Source organism: Ruegeria sp. K3 (assembly GCF_056531845.1).
Map to the genome: position 1 here is coordinate 249,815 of NZ_JBQFMM010000001.1, position 19,277 is coordinate 269,091.

Here is a 19,277-nt window from a genome sequence, read left to right on the forward strand (position 1 = left end):
CGCCGTTTCCGCCCATCGTGCACTGTATATGTGCACTCATGCGCTATGCCCGATATCAAATCATACTATATTCCACATTATCAAACATATTGAAGCCCAAGCCAGATCCTGACCCAAGGGAGAGCGAGAATGAGCTGGAATCCGACCCATACCCCCGACTGCCGGTCCGAGAACCCGGCGCTAGACAGCCTGATCATCCCCCGTGCCCGTGATCTGGGCGGGTTCGAGGTGCGCCGCGCGCTACCCTCGGTCAAACGGCAACTGGTCGGACCCTTCATCTTCTTCGACCAAATGGGTCCGGCCGAATTTATCACCGAAGGCGGCATTGACGTACGGCCGCATCCCCATATCGGATTGGGTACCGTGACCTATTTATATCAGGGCGAGTTTGAACACCGCGACAGTCTCGGCACGCATCAGATGATCTATCCCGGCGAGGTCAACTGGATGGTCGCTGGGCGTGGTGTGACCCATTCCGAACGTACCAGTGACCAAACACGCGGCAAGAAACACAGCCTGTTTGGCATCCAGACTTGGATCGCCTTACCCGAAACGCACGAAGATATGGCCCCCGATTTCGAACACCACAAACAGGGCGCGTTGCCCCATATTCAGGATGCAGGCGTCAGCGCCCGCCTGATCCTTGGTTCCGCCTATGGCGAAACCAGCCCGGTCACCATGCTGTCCGAGACCTTTTATCTCGACGTCCAGCTCGAACCGGGTGCCTCCTTCCCGCTGCCCGACAATCACGAGGATCGCGGTGTCTATGTCACCACAGGCTCGGTCGAGATCGCAGGCGACAGCTTCGAGGCGGGTCGCATGATGGTCTTCCGCCCCGGCGATCACCTGTCCGTGAAGGCCGGACCACTGGGTGCGCGGCTGTTGTTGCTGGGCGGTGCAACCCTGAACGAAGATCGCTACATCTGGTGGAACTTCGTCTCCTCCTCGAGGGAGAAGATAGAAACGGCCACACGCGAATGGAAAACTGCCGACTGGGCGAACGGCGCCTTCCACCTGCCGCCCGGTGATGATCAGGAGTTCATTCCGATCTCGGAAGACCTCGAACGCACCCGACCCAGACGCGGCCGCGTCTGACCTAACGTCACGCTGGCTCCGTTGAACGATCCCGGCGATCCTTGCAGGGACAGCGGAGGTTAGCCATGAATATTGTCATCGCCGGTGCAGGCAGCATTGGCTGCTTTTGCGGCGCATTGCTGGCCGCAGCGGGACACAGCGTGACGCTGCTGGGTCGCGCGCGGGTGCTGAACGCCATCCGGGGACAAGGGCTGACGGTGACAGATTTCTCGAACCTGCATCGTCACGTCGCCGCCGTACAACTCACGCTCAGCGAAGACCCTGCCTGTCTCGGGGATGCCGAGTTGGTCATCGTCACGGTAAAAACAGGCGCGACCGCCGAGATGGCAGCGCTGATCGCCGCACACGCCACGGAAACGGCCCCGGTTCTGTCTTGGCAGAATGGGCTCGAGAACGCCCGCACCCTGCGCACCGCTCTTCCCGGACGCGACGTTCGGGCTGGAATGGTGCCCTTCAACGTGGTGCCGACGGGCCCGGCAACCTATCACCGTGCCACATCGGGTGAGATCGTCATCGAGCGTGGCTCCCGGTCTCTGGCTGAACGCCTAAGCGCCCCATATCTACCCGTCAGCGAAAGCGACCAGATCGAGGCGGTGCAATGGGGTAAGCTGGTGATCAACCTCAACAATGCATTGAACGCATTGTCCGGCCTGACCTTGCAAAACCAACTGCTCGACCGAAACTGGCGTCGCCTGATGGCTGATCAGATGGCCGAGGCGCAGCGTGTTTTGAAAGTCGCCGAGATCGAGGCCACCTCTACAACGCCACTACCCGCATGGATGACACCGCACATTCTACGTCTGCCAACGCCAATTTTTACACGAATTGCGGCAAAAATGCTGACCATCGATCCAAACGCGCGCACCTCGATGGCTTATGATCTGACGGCGAGTCGCCCGACCGAAATCGACAGTCTACAGGGCGAAATCATCAAACTCGGCCAACAGTACGCGATCCCAACCCCGATCAATAGCCGAGTCTCTCAACTCATCCACCAATCACCGGACACGCCGCTCACAGTCGACCAGATCATAACCTGATCCGTCTCTTCATCTGGCCTAAAATACCTCGGAGCGCGAGGCAGAGCCTCGCAAAATCCGATCAAGCGAACGCAGTCAAAACCCAGAAAATTAGCGCCGACATCACTGCCGCTGCCGGTACCGTGATCACCCAGGCCGCCACGATGGTCATGAAATGCGACCGCCGCACCAGCTTGCGCCGCCGCCGTTCCTCGCGCGCCAGTCGCAGCTCTGCCGGTCGCTGGCGGTTCGAGTATTTCCACCGCCGTTCTGCATGCCACTCCCGATAGAAGCCAACACCAAAGACGGCCCCAACCGCGATATGAGTCGAACTGACCGGCAGACCCAGCCAACTGGCGACGATGACCGTGATCGCCGCCGATAGCGCGACACAGAACGCCCGCATCGGGTTCAGCTTGGTGATCTGGCTGCCGACCATACGGATCAGCTTGGGACCGAACAGGAATAGGCCGAACGAGATGCCAAACGCGCCGATCACCATGACCCATGTCGGGATCGATACTTTCGTGGCAAAATCTCCGAACTCGGCCGCATGCACGATCGCCGCCAATGGACCCACCGCATTGGCCACATCATTGGCCCCATGCGCAAAGCTCAAAAATGTGGCCGAAATCACCAGAGGCAGACCAAACAATGTCTTCAACGACCGGGTCCGGTTCTCCAACCCTTCAGACTTGCGCTTGACCCACGGTACCGTCGCAGCCCAGACCAGGCCGCCAAAGGTCAGACCGATCAAAAGGGCAAATTGAAGATCAATTTTGACGATCCGCTTCAGGCCTTTGACCGACAAGTAGGTGGCAAACGCCCCTGCCATCACGGCAACCAGAATGGGCACCCAGCGCCGCGCTGCCGCGATCTTGTCGTCCTGATACTGGATCTTGTGTTTGATCAATGCCAGAAAGGCGGCTGCAATCATCCCCCCCAAAACGGGTGAGATCACCCAACTGGCGGCAATCGCGCTCATCGTGCCCCAGCTCACCGCACTTAGGCCCGCCGCAGCAATGCCGGCACCCATCACGCCGCCGACCACCGAATGCGTGGTCGAAACCGGTGCCCCGACCCAGGTAGCAAGATTGACCCACAGTGCCGACGATATCAGGGCCGCCATCATCGCCCAGATGAACACATTGCTGTTCTGCACCGACATCGGATCGATGATGCCCTTAGAGATGGTCGAAACCACATCCCCCCCTGCCAGCAACGCGCCGGCGCTTTCTGCGATGGCGGCAATTAGGATGGCTCCGCCCATGGTCAGAGCATTGGCCCCCACTGCCGGGCCCATATTGTTGGCCACGTCGTTGGCACCGATATTGATCGCCATGTAAGCGCCGAATGCCGCAGCTGCGACAACGATCACACCACCATCGGCCCGTCCGAACAGAAGCGCTGCAGCCAAACCTGCCAGCGCGATAAAGGCCAGTGCAATTCCGGGGGCCAACAGAGGACGCGATACTTGGGCATTGGCGTGCTCAACGCGCGAGATACGCTGTAGGTCACGGTCCAGTGCGTGCCAACGGGCTTTAGTGGGGTGGTCTGACATCGGTTCACAACGGCTGTTTTGAATGATGCCCGCCGCTAAACGGTTCCAATGGGCGCGGCAACCTTTGTCATCAGTTTTTTACAATATTGTTACAATTGCAGTAGCAAGTCGCGCAATTCCGGCTCTTGCACGCGTTCGGCGGCCACCTTCGGGGACACCCAGCAGCGCTTACGCTGATCGGACTCGGGGAATACATCCGCCAGTCCGGTCGCCTCGATCCGATAAACGCTGGTGATAACCGGCAACGCCGTGCCGTCATCCAACCTTTTGTCGTATGAGTAATGACCAACGGGATCTTTCTGCACCTCCGTTGCACGCACCCCAGCCTCTTCCCAGGCTTCCCGCAATGCGGTTTCCGGCCCGTTGAGCCCATCAATGGGCCAGCCTTTGGGGATAATCCAGCGTCCGGTGCCCCGACTGGTGATTAACAAAACGTCGTCACCGGGACCTGCCTTGCGGGTACACAACGCAGCAACCTGCACCCGGCTTGGGCGCTGGATCAGCGGTCGCGCGACCTCTTCCCAGATGTTGCGTATCCATGTCGTCATGTCAGGCCTGCTCGGGCGTATTCTTTTTGTAATTCGAAGAAGTTACATAATCATGTATTGCTGAGTTAACAATACCGCCCTCGGATAACCGCAAAATATGGCCTGAACTTTCAGTGTTTCGTGTATTTTTGCAGCAATTTGTGCGCTTTCCGCCGTTTCCGCCAATGAGGCTTATCAACGCCCACCTGATCAACTTAGCCTTTGCGCCGCTTCGCGCGCAGCGTTGGATCCGCCTGAGTTGGATCTTCGGGCCAGGGATGTTTTGGGTACTGCGCCCGCATGTCCTTGCGCACATCCGCATAAGACCCGGCCCAGAATCCGGGCAGATCACGGGTGATCTGGATCGGTCGCTGGGCCGGTGACAGCAGCGTGATCTTCAAAGGCTCGCCCCCAACCACCGGATGTTGCGTAACGCCAAATACCTCTTGTAGCCGAACCGAGATTTCGGGCACCGCACCGCCATAGTCAATTGGCAGCTTGCGGCCCAACGGAGTCACAAACGAGCCCGGCGCCCGCCGATCCAGTTCCTGCATCTGGTCCCAGTCCAGCCGGGCGCGCAGCGCGGGCAGCAGGTCGAACCGCTTCCAGTCATCGGCATTGCGCACGCCCGAGAGCATCGGCAGCAGCCAGTCTTCCAGCGTATCCATCAGCCCGGTTTCCGAGAAGTCCGGCAAATCAGCGCCTTCCGCGCGGATCAACTCGACCCGAGCGGCCAATCGCGCTGCGGCCCCGTTCAGCCGCACACCCAGATCGCGCACCCCGTCCAACATCGCCTGCGCCAATGCATCCTCGGGGACATCTTTCCAGATGCGGTCGTCCAGCGTGATCGCTCCGAACCGCTCTTGCCTGCGCGCCACGACACGGCGTTCGCGTTTCGACCAGTCGCAGCTGTCGACCCACGCGATCTGATCGCCGAATAGATCGCGAATTTCCCCCTCGGAAATCTGCGCTGCCATGCGCACACGCGCCTCACGCGGGTTCCCATCCGTATCCGTCACCACGAGATATGGCGCACCTGCCAGCGTATCACCGGCTTCCAGCACGACGCCTTTGCCACCCGACAGGACATAACGCGGGACATCTCCCTTGCGTCGCTGTCCGATGCGATCGGGATAGGCCAGCGCCGCCATCGCTGCCGGGCTCAGACCGCCCGCATCCTTAGATTGCGCGCGCAACCGCTTTGCTTCGCCCTTGATCCGATCCAGCGCGCCCATGTTGACCTGCCAGACCCGATTGCGCTGAAACGCGCGCACGTCCCGCAGCACCTCAAGCCTCAAAGACAGATCGACCGGAGCGCCCCTTAGCGGATCGCGTTCCGCCATCAGCGCCGCCAGTGCCGCAGCCTCAGGTCCTGCGTGCAGCAACATATGCCCCAGCCGAGGATGCAGCGGCAGCGCCGCCAGCGCCCGCCCATGTTCGGTGATCCGGCCTTTGCCATCCAGGGCACCCAGCATCGCCAGCAACGCGCGCGCCTCAGCCAGCGTGCCTTCGGGCGGCGCGGTCAGAAACGCAAGATCACCCGGTTCTGCGCCCCAGAGCGACAATTCCAACGCCAGCCCGGTCAGATCGGCTGCCTCGATCTCGGCAGGCGGGTAGGCGGCTAGTGCACCTTCTTCGCCCTTGGACCACAACCGATAGCAGACACCTTCGGCCACACGCCCCGCACGGCCTGCGCGCTGCGTCGCTTCGGCCCGCGTCACCCGCTCGGTCACCAGCTGCGACATGCCTGATCCGGGATCGAACCGTGCCCGCCGGGCTTGCCCCATATCGACCACCACGCGGATATCGGGAATAGTCAGCGAGGTTTCGGCAATCGACGTCGCCAGAACCACCTTGCGACCTTGCTTAACCGGCGCAATCGCCGCGCGCTGGGCGGCAAAGGGCAGTGCTCCGAACAAAGGCCGCACTAAACAGGAGTCGGGTAGACGGCTGGCCAAAGCCGCCTCGGCCCGCCGAATTTCACCTTCACCGGGCAGGAACACCAGCATGCCCCCTTTGGTTTCCCGTTCGGCTCGCACCACCAGATCGATCAGCGCGTCCAGTCGCCGCGCCTGCGGCGCCAAAGGCCGGTCCAACCAGCGGGTCTCGACCGGATAGCTGCGCCCTTCGGATGTCACCAGAGGCGCGTTCATCAGCTGGCCCACCGGTTCAGCATCCAGCGTCGCGGACATCGCCAGCAAGATCAGGTCATCGCGCAACGCTCCAGTCACCTCAAGGCACAGTGCAAGCCCAAGATCGGCGTTCAGGGACCGTTCGTGGAATTCATCGAATATCACAGCACCTACGCCGGGCAGGTCAGGTTCGGATTGCAGCATCCGTGTCAGGATACCTTCGGTCACAACCTCGATGCGCGTCGCCTTTGAAACTTTCACGTCTCCACGGACACGATAGCCCACGGTCTGGCCCACGGGTTCACCCAGCGTCTCGGCCATGCGTTCGGCGGCGGCGCGGGCGGCCAGCCGCCGGGGCTCCAGCATGACGATCCGGCCCTCGCACAGACCGGCCTGTAGCATCTCAAGCGGCACGCGGGTTGTCTTGCCCGCACCCGGCGGCGCCTGCAGCACCGCGCGCCCATGCGTTCGCAAGGCGTTCAGAAGATCGGGAATGGCGTCATCAATGGGCAACCGGGTCATATCGCCTTATCGCCAAAGCCTCGGCCAAGGTCCAGCGTCGCCAAACTCGGCTCCGGTTGGGGCTGGACAAACCGGGTCACACCCCCTCATCTAGGGCAAATTCCAGCCGGGGACTTACCGATGAACATTGCCGAGCTTGGCGACAGGATCTTGAACGGAGAGCGCAGGGCATTGGCCCGTGCGATCACACTGGTCGAAAGCGGGCGTGAAGATCATCGAGCGCAGGCAACCGCGCTGCTGGATCAATTGAGCGGCGCCGGACGCCAGGCTTTGCGGATCGGCCTGTCGGGCACGCCGGGTGTGGGCAAATCGACCTTTATCGAAAGCTTCGGCATGATGCTGACGGGGCAGGGGCTGCGTGTTGCGGTTCTTGCAGTTGACCCCAGCTCGGCCCGTTCGGGGGGCTCGATCCTGGGCGATAAGACCCGCATGGAAAGGCTGAGCCGCGAGAAAGACGCCTTTATCCGCCCGTCCCCCAGCCAGAGCCATCTTGGTGGCGTGGCGCGCCGCACACGCGAAGCGATTGCACTTTGTGAGGCGGCTGGTTTTGACGTCGTGCTGATTGAAACCGTGGGTGTGGGCCAATCGGAAACCGTTGTGGCCGAGATGTCTGACCTGTTCCTGCTGCTGCTGGCCCCGGCGGGCGGAGATGAGTTGCAGGGCGTCAAGCGCGGCATCATGGAGATGGCCGACATGATCCTGATCAACAAGGCCGATGGCGACCTGAAAGCGACTGCCACCCGCACCTGCGCCGATTACGCGGGCGCGCTGCGTCTGCTGCGCAAACGCCCGCAGGACCCCGAAGGGTTTCCCAAGGCCATGACCGTTTCAGCGGTTGAAGAGCATGGGCTGGAACAGGCCTGGGACGAGATGCAGGCCCTGACAACCTGGCGGCGCGAAGCCGGGCATTGGGTATCGAACCGCGCCACACAGGCACAATACTGGTTCGAGCAAGAGGTACGCCACGCATTGCTTGCGCGTCTCGAAACGCCACAGATGCGCAGTCGGATGAGCGATCTTGGCGCTCAGGTCAGTGCGGGCCACCTCAGCCCATCGGCGGCGGCCGAACAAATCCTCTCCGGGCTGTCCGACGCGTAACGCTCTGGCGTTATGATGCGTGCGCGGCTGGTGCGCTGACCGCTAATCGTTTATTAAAGCTACATTTATTGTTGTGTTTGAGTGTAAGTCACTGCGTTTGAACCGGGTTGAGAAAGGGCTTGGTCAGCTCGGATCGTGCCCGGATTCTCCGAGGAACGGGACACGTCAGAATGCCTAATATCAATGGTACCAACGGCGACGACGATATCGATGTCACAAATGACAACGGTACTCTGAACGGAAACCCGGCGACGCCTCCGGTGACCGGTATCCGTGGCCGTGGCGGCGATGACGATATCACCATCACCAATAGCACCATTGCCAACAATGTCCTGGGCAATGCAGGCACCGACACGATCATTGTCACCAACAGCACGGTTGGCGGGCGCATCGCTAGCGGGTCCGATGCGGATACGGTTGATATCAGGGGGTCAACCGTCGGCGATATCCGGCTTGGTGCCGGTAATGACACGCTGAATTTCACCAGCACCACGGTGTCGGGTGACATTCGCGGCGGCAGCGGAACCGACACGCTGAACCTCCCTGAGGGCACTGTTATCACGGACGATACTTTCGGGGTGATTACGGTCGAAGACGGGGTTGGTTACTCAGTCTCTAGCGGCACATTTACCCTGCCTTCAGGCATCACCGTCACGTATTCAGCGTTCGAGAACGGGTCGGGTATGCCCTGTTTCACGCGCGATACATTGATCACGACGCAGCAGGGCCAGACCCCCATCCAGTCGCTGTGCACCGGTGACCTGATCCCCACGCTGGGGCAGGGCCTGCACCCGATCCGTTGGATCGGGCGGCGCGAATTTGATCGCTTCCAGCTTGAAGCCAACCCCAGACTCTGGCCTGTGCGTATCCTTGCAGGGGCATTGGGCGAGGGGCTGCCGCATCGCGATCTGCTGGTCTCGCGCCAGCATCGGATGCTGGTGCACTCAAAGATCGCCCAACGCATGTTCGGCACGACCGAGGTTCTGATTCCGGCCATCAAACTCACTGCAATGCCGGATATCTACATTGATGAAAGCGTGGAAAGCGTCGAGTATTACCACCTGCTGTTCGACCGCCATCAGGTGATCTTTGCCGAGGATGCGCCAACCGAAAGCCTCTATACCGGCCCCGAAGCGCTGAAAATGCTGAGCGCCGCGTCGCGTCGCGAGATATTCGAGATTTTTCCCGAACTGACAGACCTTGACTACCGCGCCGACCCGGCCCGCATGATCCCCGGCGGGCGGCTGCAAGCGCAGTTGATCACGCGGCATTTGAAGAATAACAAGCCGCTGTTGCGGATGTCCCCGATCTTGACCTCAAATGAATTCAACTCGGGTGCAAAGATTTCGCCGCAGCCGTCTTGACCCTTCGCGCGATTCCCACTAAACGCATCCAACCAGTTTTCGGGCGCGACTTCGGGTTGCGCCCCTTGTGATTTGGCCGCGGGTCTTGTACCCGGCCTCCAGAAACAAAGGAAGAAACCATGTCGCGCCGTTGCGAACTGACCGGAAAAGGCCCGATGACTGGCAACAATGTCAGCCACGCCAAAAACAGAACTCGTCGCCGTTTTCTGCCCAACCTGAACGACGTTACCCTGCAGTCGGAAACTCTGGGTCGTGGCGTCAAGCTGCGCATCTCGGCAGCTGCCCTGCGCTCGGTCGACCACCGCGGTGGTCTGGACGCGTTCCTGGCCAAAGCCAAGGATGACGAGCTGTCGGCGAACGCCCTGAAAGTGAAGAAAGAAATCGCCAAGGCGCAAGCCTCGGCCTAAGCGCTTTCTCACGCTAGAATTCAGCCCTGCACCCTGCGGTGTGGGGCTTTTCTTTTTTGCATTCGCTGCCCCTGTGCGAATGATTGTCTCTGAAATGGTAATAAAACGCCCCGCTTCGTGACGTTGTTCACAGAACGCCTGCTGAATATCGCATATGTTTATGCATATTCATGTTGAGGGGGTTACCATGTCACTCAAAGCAAAGAATTTTCTGTTTTTACTGCCACGATCAATTGCAAAAGCCGTGATCCGCTGCACCCGGATGCAGCGCCGGGTAAACCGACTGCATACGGGGATGAATGCCGAGGCGTTCAGGCCGCCGAAAAGCTGAGCTAGGCCATACTGTCTCAGCCACTGCTTTGCGCTTGAAGCCGGTTCAGTGGGCGGCGTATATACCAAGCTGACATGACAGGCTTTTTCCGCACATTTCTGCCTTATACGCTGTCCTTGATGGTGATCCTCACCGGGCAGGGACTGGCCGTGTCGCGGGGTATGGAGCGCGCGGTCGGGCAGATGGTTTTGTGCACCGGCAGCGGACCGGTCGTCGTCTATATGGACGAAGACGGCCAACCGACCCGCGCACCGCAATACTGCCCTGACTATGCGCTCAACCTGCTGGGCGCGATCCATGAAGCCTCGGTTGCCGTACCTCCGGCCCCGCCGCGCGCGCTCCCCGCGCCGTCGCTCCTTTCCCAGCATCTGATTGCCGCGCCGCTGCCGCGACACCCAGCTCGTGCCCCGCCGGTTTCTGCCTGATTCCAGTTTCCAAACTCTATCAGACAGTTACCAAGGAGAGGCATAATGACCCTCAAATCCAGCCTGCTTGCAGTCCTGACTACCTTTTCGCTGACCGGTGCGGCGCTGGCTGCCGATACCATCTCGGTCGAAGACCCTTATGCACGGTCTTCGGGCAAAACCGCGAAGGCGGGTGCCGCCTTTATGATGATCCAGAATCAAGGCGATACCGATGACCGCCTGATCGGCGTGACCTCGGATGCGGCTGCCCGAGTGGAACTGCACACTCATAAGGTTGACGAAAACGGTGTCGCCAAGATGGTGCATGTGAAGGAAGGCTTCGCCATTCCGGCGGGCGAAACCCACATGCTGAAACGCGGCGGTGATCACGTCATGTTCATGGGCCTGACCGCGCCTTTCGAACAGGGCGGAACCGTTCCCGTCACTCTGATCTTCGAAAATGCTGGAGAGGTCGCGGTCGAGATCCCGGTCGATCTTGAGCGCCAGGACAAAGGCGGCCATTCGAACTAACGCCTGTCTTAAGGCTGTGGTACAGCCATCATCCATACGACAGGCCGGGCAATGCCCGGCCTGTTGCGTCATCTGTTGACGGTTTTCATCTCCAATCGATCGCCCGCTTTTTTGAACCGTGCCGCCAGAAAGAACATCACCACCGCCGAGGTCAGCGCGAAGAAGGCAATTGCCCAGCCCAACGCCACCATGCCGCTGCCGGGCCAGAAGATCAGCACCAGCCCGACGATGAGTGCGAAGATACCTGAATTACGCACCGTTGCGCGCTCGGGGTCTTGTGGATGCATTTGCGGCAGCGCCATGAACGAGCCGATCGCAACGAACAGCGCCATCGCCCCCATGAGGGTGAACGCCAGCCAGGCCACGCCCTGTGGCCAGATCAGCAACACCAAACCGATCAGCGCGGCACCGATACCGACGCCTCCGATCAGCCCGCGCCGCCCAAAACCCAGCCAGGTCAGCGCGCCATCCAGAATCAGCAGCGCCCCTACCAATCGCAGCAATAATGAGATGCTGCTGGTCGGCCAGAACAGCGCTGCAATCCCGATCAGACCCGCGAGAATTCCACGCAGCAGAAAGGTCCACCACAGGCTGGCCAGATTGGTACTTAACGTATCGCGCGCGTCGATACTGCTGTCGTCAAGGATTTCTCCGTCTTTGGGCGGTAGATCGGTCATGTCACTCACTCGGGTTTGCGTTTTCTGCACCATAGACGGGAAGACGCGCCGCTGTCTGCCCCTATCGCGTGCTGCCTCGCGCCAACAGCTCATCGACCCAGCGCGGTACTGCCTCCGAGGCTGGCCCCAGCCGGGTTTCATCAAATATTCCGGCGGATGGCTCAAGGTTCAATTCGATCGTCCGCGCGCCCACGGCCCGCGCCTCTTGTACAAACCCTGCCGCCGGATAAACCTGCCCCGAGGTGCCGATCGAGGCGAACAGCGATGCTTCCATCAGATGGTCGTAGATCTCATCCATGAAATATGGCATCTCGCCGAACCATACCACGTCGGGCCGGGCCGAGGGCTGGTGACAGGACGGGCAGGGCTCACCCACATCCATTTCGGGTGGCGAAGCCCAACGATATCCGCACCCCGCACACAAAGCCCCAGCCAAGGTGCCATGCATATGGAGCACATGCGCGGCCCCTCCTGCCTCGTGCAGGCTGTCGACATTCTGGGTGACAAGGATCACCTCTCCAGGCCAGCCCTGCTGCAACCGGGCCAGCGCCTGATGCGCCGCGTTGGGCTGCGCCTTGGCGGCCTGTACTCGGCGGGCATTGTAAAACTGATGCACCAGCGACGGATTGCGGGCAAAGCCCTCGGGCGTGGCCACATCCTCGATCCGGTGCTGCGCCCACAGGCCCCCTTCATCGCGGAACGTGCCCAACCCGCTTTCGGCGGAAATCCCGGCCCCGGTCAGAATGACGATCTTTTCCATATCCGCCCCACGCGCTAAACCACTCTTATGACACACCGTATCCTTTTCGTCTGCCTGGGCAATATCTGCCGATCCCCCGCCGCCGAGGGCGCTTTTCGCGCCCGCGCCCCGCATTACCAGACCGACAGCGCCGGAACCTCGGGCTGGCATATCGGAGACCCGCCTTACGGCCCAATGCAAAAGGCCGCCCGCGCGCGTGATATCGACCTCAGCGACCTACGCGCGCGCCAGTTCGTGGCCGAGGATTTCAACCACTTCGACCTGATCATCGGAATGGACGCAGAAAACATCGCGAACATCGAAGATTTGCGCCCGGACGGCAACGACACCCCGGTCCGCCTGTTGACCGATTTCGCCCCCCATACCGGTGCCGACCATGTGCCTGACCCGTACTACACCCGGGATTTCGACGGTGCTCTGGACCTGATCGAAGAGGCCGTGGCGGGGCTGGATGCGCATGTACGGGCTCAGCGGTAGTTTTGCCTTGCGTATTCAATCAATCCAGAGCGACAGCATGTTTGAGCCCAAAACCAACGTTTATTCGGCCTCCGCAGGCTGCATCGCAATCAGCGACAGGGGTCAAATCATCTGCCTTCTTAGCGCAAACCCTTGTGCCTATGCAGATAGTCGCATTAAGTGCATGGAATAGTAGTCCGATCCCCAATGGTCATTTGATGGAATGATACAAATTCCTGATGCACGCACGAGGCTGTCATCAGCACACATAAATCTCCAAGCTCCAAGAGCGACTACAGCCAGCTAATCCAAGTGAGTTAGACATATGATCACAGGCACGTTTAACCAGCTGAATACCCCAAAGGTTAGTGACAAAAAATGAACGACGAGCGCGCGCTGTTCCTGCACGAAGTTCTGTCACCGGAAAGACTGACGCGGGTGGTGGATGTGGGTGCCAATCCTCTTGGCGCTACCCCATATTCAACCCTCCTGAAGAACCGCATATGCGATGTCTGGGGTTTCGAACCACAGCAAGATGCATTTGCACGGCTCTCTGAAGAGGGAGGAGAAAATGAAACCTATCTTCCTTATGCGATCGGCAGAGGAGGAAGTGAGCGCCTTCATGTTTGCAAGGGAAGTGGCTTCACTTCGCTATTCGAGCCCAACCCCGACTTCATCAGAGTTATGGGAAGGTGGCCCAGGCAAATGCGGGTCGAAGAAGTTGTACCAATAACCACCCATCGGCTGGACGACCTGAAAGAGCTGCCAGAGTTCGATCTGCTGAAGATTGACGTGCAGGGCGGAGAATTGGACGTATTCAGGAATGCGCGCGAAAAACTCAAGAATGCGGTCGCTGTGATATCCGAAATCGCCATGGTTCCGCTTTACAAGGGTCAGCCACTGCTTGACTCACAAATGAGTGAGTTGTCTGCGCAGGGATTTCATTTCCACAAGTTTCTTTTTCTAAAGTCTATGGCGGTCAAGACCCGTGCCTCGTCCCGCCTGAAGATGCGCGCTATGCGCAATCAGGCCATTGATGGCGACGCCGTGTTCCTGAAAAGGTTCTTCGCACTGGAGGACTCACCGACAGAAAGCTTGAAACATCTTGCGATCCTGGCGGACGCAGTGTTTCAAAGCCCCGATGTCGCACTTATGGCTCTGGAAGTGCTGGCTGATCGCGACGTTGTCAAAGAGGCTGAACTGGACGCCTACGAGGCGTTAGTAGAAGCTGAATTCAGCAGGTAAGGACAGCCTTTATTCCGGACATGCTAACGCTCATCAAACGTCTTTTGGTTTGCAGGACGGATCACGCATGGCTCAAATAAAAGAGCCTGGATGCTCACTTTCCGGTTCACCCCACCACCTTCAACTGACCAGCTAACCACGGCAATTGCGCAATCGCTGGATCAACGATCTGGCTGCGCATCAGGCGTCGGATCATGTCGGCCACCTCCTGAGGTACCTGATCGGACCAGTCGGTCCGTGTAAACAAGGAAATGGTGCGTGCGAACTCACCGAACGGGGCAGGGTGCGCCTCCATCCCGTCGTGGAAGCGGGCGGCGCGCATATAGCCCAGCGGCGTGGTAATCGCCCAGCCGAGGCCGCGCGCAACCATCGCCATCAGCGCGAGGTGTGAGCCGATTTCGAACCGTTCCTCGAACTCCAGCTGCTGCCGGGCCAGATGGCTTTCGATCTGACGGCTGATCAACTGCTCGCGGGCATAGCGCAGAAAGGGCAGATCCTGCACTGGTTGCGCAACGCCCTTAGGCGCGACCAGAATGAACGGATCCTGCACCAGCGGATATTCGACCACGCCCTCCAGCACCTCGCCAGAATGGGCCGAGACCGCCATGTGCAGGCGCTGCGCTTCCAGCTCGGCAAACAGGTCCAGGCTGGGCAGCGTGATCAGCTTGAATTTCGACCGGGTCAGACTGTCGGCCAGCAACGTCGCCAATCGCGGCGTCAGGTCGTTGTCGAAATCGTCGATCAAGCCGATGGACAGGGTGGTCAGATGCCCCAGATCCATCACTGCCAGTTCGCCTTGCGCCATCTGCAACTCGGCCAGCACTGCCTCGGCCCGCGCCAGGAAACTGCGGCCGGCCTGCGTCAGTCGCATCGGTCGCCGCCCGTGATCCACCAGATCGGTGCCCAAAGCCTTTTCCAGATTGCGCAACTGCTGGGAAACCGAGGGCTGGCTGAGCCCCGTGATCTCGGCCGCCTGCGCCACCGATCCGGTCCGCGCCAGCGCCTCGAACACTTCAAGGCCCCGCAGGGTCAGCCCTTTCATCACCATCGCACATACCTTTCGCTGCGCCATTTCTGAGGCGCAGCGGGCATCAGGTCAAGGATTGACAGGGCTCAGTTGCAGATCGCTTGCGCCATCTGGCCAAAGTTCTGATACCGATCCCACAGCGCATCATCGCGCGCGGTCTGCGACATCTTCAACTCCTGCGCCTGATGCGGGTTGGTGAACCACTTGGCGACGGTCTTCTGATCACTACGCGTCAGCGCCTGATCCGCCACGCGCTGAATACACCGGCACCGCGCCCGCGTCGCCGCTTCACGGTCTGATGCCAGACACGCCCGCTTGATCTGCGCCGCGTCCACTGTGTGGGCCACCGACGTCAGCGATGCCGCACAAAATGCGATTAAGAGGAACTGTTTCATACTCGAGCCTCGTTTTTTGCCTGCCCGGACGGGTCTTATGCCCCTCTCGGTCTGCGGCGGAGTATGAATCAAAGTGGATTCGGGATCAATTGGGTGGTTCGAAAAAGTGATTGCACGCGGCTGGGATGTCGCGTTTTCTAGCCAGACATTGTTTAAATCTCTTTCATGAGACCACTATGCTTAAGAAATACGGGCGCACTTCCATCTGCCGGAGTCTCCCGGGGCGACCAGCGATGATAAGATCATGTCCAGCGTTGATAAACTGGCTTCGGCTGATGAGGTCGTCTTCACCGAAAAACTGGACGGTGAGAATACAACGATTCATAGTCAGGGCTGCCACCCCCGCAGTATTGACGCGCGTTACCACCCGTCCCGAGATTGGATGAAGGCCTTCGCTACCGGAATTTCGCCACAGCTTGACGAAGATGAGCGCATAGTCGGTGAATATCTGTTTGCGCGCCACTCGATAGCGTACTCGGCGTTGCCGACTTATTTCCTGGGCTTCGCCTGGATCAAGGCAAAGCGCGTGCAATCGTGGGACGCGACGCTTTCACGCTTTCTCGAGCTGGGGATTGCTGCCGTTCCCGAACTCTATCGCGGACGGTTCTCTGTTAAGGTTCTGGCAGATGTGATCGCGGGCCTGGATCTGGATACTCAGGAGGGTTTTGTCGTTCGCACAACTGCAGCGTTTAACGAAGAAGACATGCCCACTCACCACGCGAAATACGTGCGCGAGGGTCACGTGCAGAGTGATACGCATTGGATGAACGCGGAGTTGGTCAAAAACAGGTTGCTCTGAACGGTCAGAGGCCTCGCAATCAAAGGGTTTCGCTGGGGCTTCGTCCCACCTTGACCACAGCCCATTTCCGACGCATATCCCCAACCCATGACAGACCTCGCTCATATCCGCAATTTCTCCATCGTCGCGCATATCGACCATGGCAAATCCACCCTTGCTGACCGGCTCATCCAAGAGACCGGAACGGTTAAGGATCGCGACATGAAGGAACAGCTGCTCGACAGCATGGATATCGAGCGTGAACGCGGCATCACCATCAAGGCCAACACGGTTCGCATCGACTATACCGCCGACAATGGCGAGGCTTATGTGCTGAACCTGATCGACACGCCCGGCCACGTGGACTTTGCCTATGAGGTCAGCCGGTCCATGCGTGCGGTCGAGGGCTCGCTGCTGGTCGTGGACTCGACCCAAGGGGTTGAGGCTCAGACGCTGGCGAATGTCTATCAGGCCATCGACGCCGATCATGAGATCGTGCCGGTGCTCAACAAGATCGACCTGCCAGCGTCCGATTGTGACCGCGTCGCGGAGCAGATTGAGGATGTGATCGGCATCGACGCGACCGACGCCATTCAGGTCAGTGCCAAGACGGGGCAGGGCATCCACGAAACACTTGAGGCCATTGTGCAGCAGCTGCCCGCGCCGCAGGGCAATCTCGACGCGCCGCTCAAGGCGATGCTGGTGGATTCATGGTACGACGCCTATCTCGGCGTCATCGTTCTGGTCCGCATCATGGACGGCACGCTGAAAAAGGGCATGCGGGTCAAGTTCATGTCGAACAACACCCTGCACCATGTCGACCGCGTTGGTGTCTTCCGGCCCGAGATGGAGATGGTCGACTCGCTTGGCCCCGGTGAGATCGGCTTTCTCACCGCCTCAATCAAACAGGTCCGCGACACCCGCGTCGGCGACACCATCACCAATGACCGCAACGGCACCGAAGAGGCCCTGACGGGATTCAAACCCGCGCAGCCGGTGGTGTTCTGCGGCCTCTTCCCCGTCGACAGTTCCGAATTCGAAGACCTGCGCGATGCGATCGACAAGCTGGCGCTGAACGACGCCAGCTTCAGCTTTGAAATGGAAACCTCGGCCGCGCTTGGCTTTGGCTTCCGCTGCGGCTTCCTTGGCCTGCTGCACCTTGAGGTCATCCGAGACCGCATCGAACGCGAATATGATATCGAGCTCATCACCACCGCGCCGTCGGTGATCTATCACGTCTACATGAAAGACGGCGAGATGATCGAGCTGCACAACCCCGCCGACATGCCTGATCCGTCCAAGGTCGACCATATCGAGGAACCGCGCATCAAGGCGACCATTCTGGTGCCCGACGAATACCTCGGCGACGTGCTGAAACTCTGCCAGGACCGCCGCGGCATCCAGTTGGACCTGACCTATGCGGGCACCCGCGCCATGGTCGTCTATGACCTGCCGCTGAACGAGGTCGTCTTTGACTTCTACGACCGCCTGAAATCGGTGACCAAGGGCTATGCCTCGTTCGACTATCAGATGACCGGTTATACCGAGGATAATCTGGTCAAGATGTCGGTGCTGGTGAATGACGAACCGGTCGACGCGCTGTCGACCATGGTTCACCGCGACCGGGCCGAGATGCGGGGCCGGGCGATGTGCGAAAAGCTCAAGGACCTGATCCCGCGCCACATGTTCAAAATCCCGATCCAGGCCGCCATCGGAGGCAAGGTCATCGCCCGCGAGACCCTCTCGGCCCTGCGCAAGGACGTGACCGCCAAATGCTACGGAGGCGACGCCACGCGGAAACGCAAACTGCTGGACAAGCAGAAGGCGGGTAAGAAGAAGATGCGCCAGTTCGGGAAAGTGGATATCCCGCAGGAGGCGTTTATTTCAGCGTTGAAGATGGACAGCTAAGGCTGTCCTTCCTCTCCGTTGATCGGTTCTATACGGCCTCAGGATCAGCGTCACTCTGACCAAGTTCCGCGAGTTCACTCCAAACCGCTCTTGGGATATCCCAATCCGCCCATTCGAGTGTTTGTCTCACATGCTGTGGCCAAGTCACTCCACACACCGTTGACGCAATTTTTGCGTCCCGCATCGAGAATTGCAGCGCTAAGGCGCCTAAGGGCACGTCATAGCGGGCACAGATTTCCTCAACCGCGCGCACAGGTGCGAGCGTTTCTTCTGTTGCTGGCCGATAGACGTAGAAATGATGGATTGCGCTGCCTCTGGCCAAGATTCCGCCGGCGTAAGGCGCTGCGTTCAACACCGTAACGTCCTTCGAGTTGGCCAGTTCGATCAGCGGCGCCGCATTCATGTTTACAAGCGTGTGCCGGTTGTGAGTCATCACCACGTCGAAATCCCGTTCGCGCAGCATTGGCATCAACACATCCAACTGCCCGCCCGCCAGACCAACTGCAGTTGCCAATCCTTCCTCTTTAATTTTGAATAATTCGTCCAGCGCACCTCCGCTGCGGGTAATCTCAGTTACGTCACCAGCGTATTCCGGGTCGTGCAGATGAAGGATGTCTACGCGATCTACCTCAAGAGCCTTGAGGCTTTGTTCAAAGGACCGCCGCGCTTGGGCGGCGTCGAAAACATTCGTTTCCATGTCACGGTCTACTTTTGTGGACAGAACGCGGCCTTTCGGCCAGCCACCGAGTTCACGGATGACACTCCCGATGCGCTCCTCGCTACGCCCCAACGCATAGCCTCGGGCGGTGTCGATAAAACCGTCGGGCCGGGCAAGTATGGCACGTATGGTCTCGCGCGCCCTATTCTCATCAACTTCGTAACCGTAAATCTGTGGAATGTTGCCTATACCGGTTGATCCAAAGCCAATTCGTGGGATTCGCACTCCGGTTTGACCTATTTCGCAAAGTGTTGTCATTGCACCCCTCCCCAGTCGCATATGAATAATTGAATTTTGAACAGGTCGACCCATCACTGCAAGT

The 19,277-nt window shown here is 59.5% G+C and carries 19 protein-coding genes; 11 read left to right on the forward strand and 8 right to left on the reverse strand.

Features of this window, described 5'->3' with window-relative positions; all coding sequences use genetic code 11:
- Window positions 1-129: 129 nt before the first annotated feature.
- Window positions 130-1,095: a pirin family protein gene (locus tag ACR0MP_RS01185; RefSeq protein WP_480885583.1), complete on the forward strand. Its 966-nt coding sequence runs from the start codon at window positions 130-132 to the stop codon at window positions 1,093-1,095.
- Window positions 1,096-1,160: 65 nt separating this feature from the next.
- A complete protein-coding gene (locus ACR0MP_RS01190; protein ID WP_170736449.1) occupies window positions 1,161-2,135 on the forward strand; it encodes a 2-dehydropantoate 2-reductase in 975 nt (324 codons plus the stop codon).
- 61 nt (window positions 2,136-2,196) lie between these two features.
- Here the strand turns inward: ACR0MP_RS01190 and ACR0MP_RS01195 are convergent, their stop codons facing one another.
- The 3 genes from ACR0MP_RS01195 to hrpB form a co-directional block, all read right to left on the reverse strand.
- Window positions 2,197-3,675: an inorganic phosphate transporter gene (locus ACR0MP_RS01195; protein ID WP_170397220.1), complete on the reverse strand. Its 1,479-nt coding sequence runs from the start codon at window positions 3,673-3,675 to the stop codon at window positions 2,197-2,199.
- 89 nt (window positions 3,676-3,764) lie between these two features.
- Window positions 3,765-4,223: an NUDIX hydrolase gene (locus ACR0MP_RS01200; protein WP_480885586.1), complete on the reverse strand. Its 459-nt coding sequence runs from the start codon at window positions 4,221-4,223 to the stop codon at window positions 3,765-3,767.
- 194 nt (window positions 4,224-4,417) lie between these two features.
- On the reverse strand, window positions 4,418-6,856 hold the full coding sequence (hrpB, locus tag ACR0MP_RS01205) for an ATP-dependent helicase HrpB (protein WP_480885588.1): 2,439 nt from the start codon (window positions 6,854-6,856) through the stop codon (window positions 4,418-4,420).
- 120 nt (window positions 6,857-6,976) lie between these two features.
- Between hrpB and meaB the strand changes: the two genes are divergently transcribed.
- From meaB to ACR0MP_RS01230, 5 genes are all read left to right on the forward strand, one after another.
- Window positions 6,977-7,954 (forward strand): methylmalonyl Co-A mutase-associated GTPase MeaB, encoded by a 978-nt coding sequence (gene meaB, locus ACR0MP_RS01210; RefSeq protein WP_170404199.1) that lies wholly within the window; start codon window positions 6,977-6,979, stop codon window positions 7,952-7,954.
- A gap of 170 nt (window positions 7,955-8,124) precedes the next feature.
- Window positions 8,125-9,318, forward strand: a complete 1,194-nt coding sequence (locus ACR0MP_RS01215) for a Hint domain-containing protein (protein WP_170404195.1) — start codon at window positions 8,125-8,127, stop codon at window positions 9,316-9,318.
- A gap of 119 nt (window positions 9,319-9,437) precedes the next feature.
- Complete coding sequence (gene rpmB / locus ACR0MP_RS01220) at window positions 9,438-9,725, forward strand: 50S ribosomal protein L28 (RefSeq protein WP_008756960.1); 288 nt, start codon at window positions 9,438-9,440, stop codon at window positions 9,723-9,725.
- A 405-nt stretch (window positions 9,726-10,130) separates the two neighbouring features.
- The gene (locus ACR0MP_RS01225) at window positions 10,131-10,481 is read left to right on the forward strand and encodes a glycosyltransferase family protein (RefSeq protein WP_170404192.1); all 351 of its coding nucleotides are present in this window, start codon (window positions 10,131-10,133) and stop codon (window positions 10,479-10,481) included.
- Window positions 10,482-10,526: 45 nt separating this feature from the next.
- Window positions 10,527-10,991, forward strand: coding sequence for a copper chaperone PCu(A)C (locus ACR0MP_RS01230; RefSeq protein ID WP_170736443.1), 465 nt, complete (start codon window positions 10,527-10,529; stop codon window positions 10,989-10,991).
- A 68-nt stretch (window positions 10,992-11,059) separates the two neighbouring features.
- Here the strand turns inward: ACR0MP_RS01230 and ACR0MP_RS01235 are convergent, their stop codons facing one another.
- Both ACR0MP_RS01235 and ACR0MP_RS01240 read right to left on the reverse strand, forming a co-directional pair.
- Complete coding sequence (locus ACR0MP_RS01235; protein ID WP_170397206.1) at window positions 11,060-11,668, reverse strand: HdeD family acid-resistance protein; 609 nt, start codon at window positions 11,666-11,668, stop codon at window positions 11,060-11,062.
- 61 nt (window positions 11,669-11,729) lie between these two features.
- Window positions 11,730-12,428 (reverse strand): NAD-dependent deacylase, encoded by a 699-nt coding sequence (locus ACR0MP_RS01240; protein WP_170404182.1) that lies wholly within the window; start codon window positions 12,426-12,428, stop codon window positions 11,730-11,732.
- Window positions 12,429-12,455: 27 nt separating this feature from the next.
- On the opposite strand from ACR0MP_RS01240, the gene ACR0MP_RS01245 reads away from it, so the two are divergent.
- Both ACR0MP_RS01245 and ACR0MP_RS01250 read left to right on the forward strand, forming a co-directional pair.
- Entirely contained in the window at window positions 12,456-12,905 is a 450-nt protein-coding gene (locus ACR0MP_RS01245) for a low molecular weight protein-tyrosine-phosphatase (protein ID WP_480885591.1), read from the forward strand.
- 420 nt (window positions 12,906-13,325) lie between these two features.
- Entirely contained in the window at window positions 13,326-14,129 is an 804-nt protein-coding gene (locus ACR0MP_RS01250; protein WP_170404176.1) for an FkbM family methyltransferase, read from the forward strand.
- Window positions 14,130-14,235: 106 nt separating this feature from the next.
- On the opposite strand, the gene ACR0MP_RS01255 is transcribed toward ACR0MP_RS01250, so the two are convergent.
- A complete protein-coding gene (locus ACR0MP_RS01255) occupies window positions 14,236-15,177 on the reverse strand; it encodes a LysR family transcriptional regulator (protein ID WP_170404783.1) in 942 nt (313 codons plus the stop codon).
- A gap of 65 nt (window positions 15,178-15,242) precedes the next feature.
- The gene (locus ACR0MP_RS01260) at window positions 15,243-15,551 is read right to left on the reverse strand and encodes a hypothetical protein (protein WP_170404173.1); all 309 of its coding nucleotides are present in this window, start codon (window positions 15,549-15,551) and stop codon (window positions 15,243-15,245) included.
- A gap of 244 nt (window positions 15,552-15,795) precedes the next feature.
- Here ACR0MP_RS01260 and ACR0MP_RS01265 point away from each other — a divergent pair, with 244 nt between their 5' ends.
- A complete protein-coding gene (locus ACR0MP_RS01265) occupies window positions 15,796-16,350 on the forward strand; it encodes an RNA ligase family protein (RefSeq protein WP_480453898.1) in 555 nt (184 codons plus the stop codon).
- An 87-nt stretch (window positions 16,351-16,437) separates the two neighbouring features.
- Window positions 16,438-18,237 carry a translation elongation factor 4 gene (gene lepA, locus ACR0MP_RS01270; protein WP_170397199.1) on the forward strand — a complete coding sequence of 600 codons (1,800 nt, stop codon included), beginning with the start codon at window positions 16,438-16,440 and terminating at the stop codon, window positions 18,235-18,237.
- Between the two features lie 28 nt (window positions 18,238-18,265).
- Here lepA and ACR0MP_RS01275 read toward each other — a convergent pair whose 3' ends face one another.
- Window positions 18,266-19,213, reverse strand: coding sequence for an aldo/keto reductase (locus ACR0MP_RS01275; RefSeq protein ID WP_170397197.1), 948 nt, complete (start codon window positions 19,211-19,213; stop codon window positions 18,266-18,268).
- Window positions 19,214-19,277: the final 64 nt, after the last annotated feature.

Bases quoted from the DNA above. Each gene is read 5' to 3' on its own strand.
- meaB (WP_170404199.1), top strand. From the start codon at position 6,977: ATGAACATTGCCGAGCTTGGCGACAGGATCTTGAACGGAGAGCGCAGG.
- ACR0MP_RS01200 (WP_480885586.1), bottom strand. From the start codon at position 4,223: ATGACGACATGGATACGCAACATCTGGGAAGAGGTCGCGCGACCGCTG.
- hrpB (WP_480885588.1), bottom strand. From the start codon at position 6,856: ATGACCCGGTTGCCCATTGATGACGCCATTCCCGATCTTCTGAACGCC.
- rpmB (WP_008756960.1), top strand. From the start codon at position 9,438: ATGTCGCGCCGTTGCGAACTGACCGGAAAAGGCCCGATGACTGGCAAC.
- ACR0MP_RS01260 (WP_170404173.1), bottom strand. From the start codon at position 15,551: ATGAAACAGTTCCTCTTAATCGCATTTTGTGCGGCATCGCTGACGTCG.
- ACR0MP_RS01195 (WP_170397220.1), bottom strand. From the start codon at position 3,675: ATGTCAGACCACCCCACTAAAGCCCGTTGGCACGCACTGGACCGTGAC.
- lepA (WP_170397199.1), top strand. From the start codon at position 16,438: ATGACAGACCTCGCTCATATCCGCAATTTCTCCATCGTCGCGCATATC.
- ACR0MP_RS01255 (WP_170404783.1), bottom strand. From the start codon at position 15,177: ATGGTGATGAAAGGGCTGACCCTGCGGGGCCTTGAAGTGTTCGAGGCG.
- ACR0MP_RS01230 (WP_170736443.1), top strand. From the start codon at position 10,527: ATGACCCTCAAATCCAGCCTGCTTGCAGTCCTGACTACCTTTTCGCTG.
- ACR0MP_RS01245 (WP_480885591.1), top strand. From the start codon at position 12,456: ATGACACACCGTATCCTTTTCGTCTGCCTGGGCAATATCTGCCGATCC.
- ACR0MP_RS01215 (WP_170404195.1), top strand. From the start codon at position 8,125: ATGCCTAATATCAATGGTACCAACGGCGACGACGATATCGATGTCACA.
- ACR0MP_RS01275 (WP_170397197.1), bottom strand. From the start codon at position 19,213: ATGACAACACTTTGCGAAATAGGTCAAACCGGAGTGCGAATCCCACGA.
- ACR0MP_RS01185 (WP_480885583.1), top strand. From the start codon at position 130: ATGAGCTGGAATCCGACCCATACCCCCGACTGCCGGTCCGAGAACCCG.
- ACR0MP_RS01240 (WP_170404182.1), bottom strand. From the start codon at position 12,428: ATGGAAAAGATCGTCATTCTGACCGGGGCCGGGATTTCCGCCGAAAGC.
- ACR0MP_RS01190 (WP_170736449.1), top strand. From the start codon at position 1,161: ATGAATATTGTCATCGCCGGTGCAGGCAGCATTGGCTGCTTTTGCGGC.
- ACR0MP_RS01235 (WP_170397206.1), bottom strand. From the start codon at position 11,668: ATGACCGATCTACCGCCCAAAGACGGAGAAATCCTTGACGACAGCAGT.
- ACR0MP_RS01225 (WP_170404192.1), top strand. From the start codon at position 10,131: ATGACAGGCTTTTTCCGCACATTTCTGCCTTATACGCTGTCCTTGATG.
- ACR0MP_RS01265 (WP_480453898.1), top strand. From the start codon at position 15,796: ATGTCCAGCGTTGATAAACTGGCTTCGGCTGATGAGGTCGTCTTCACC.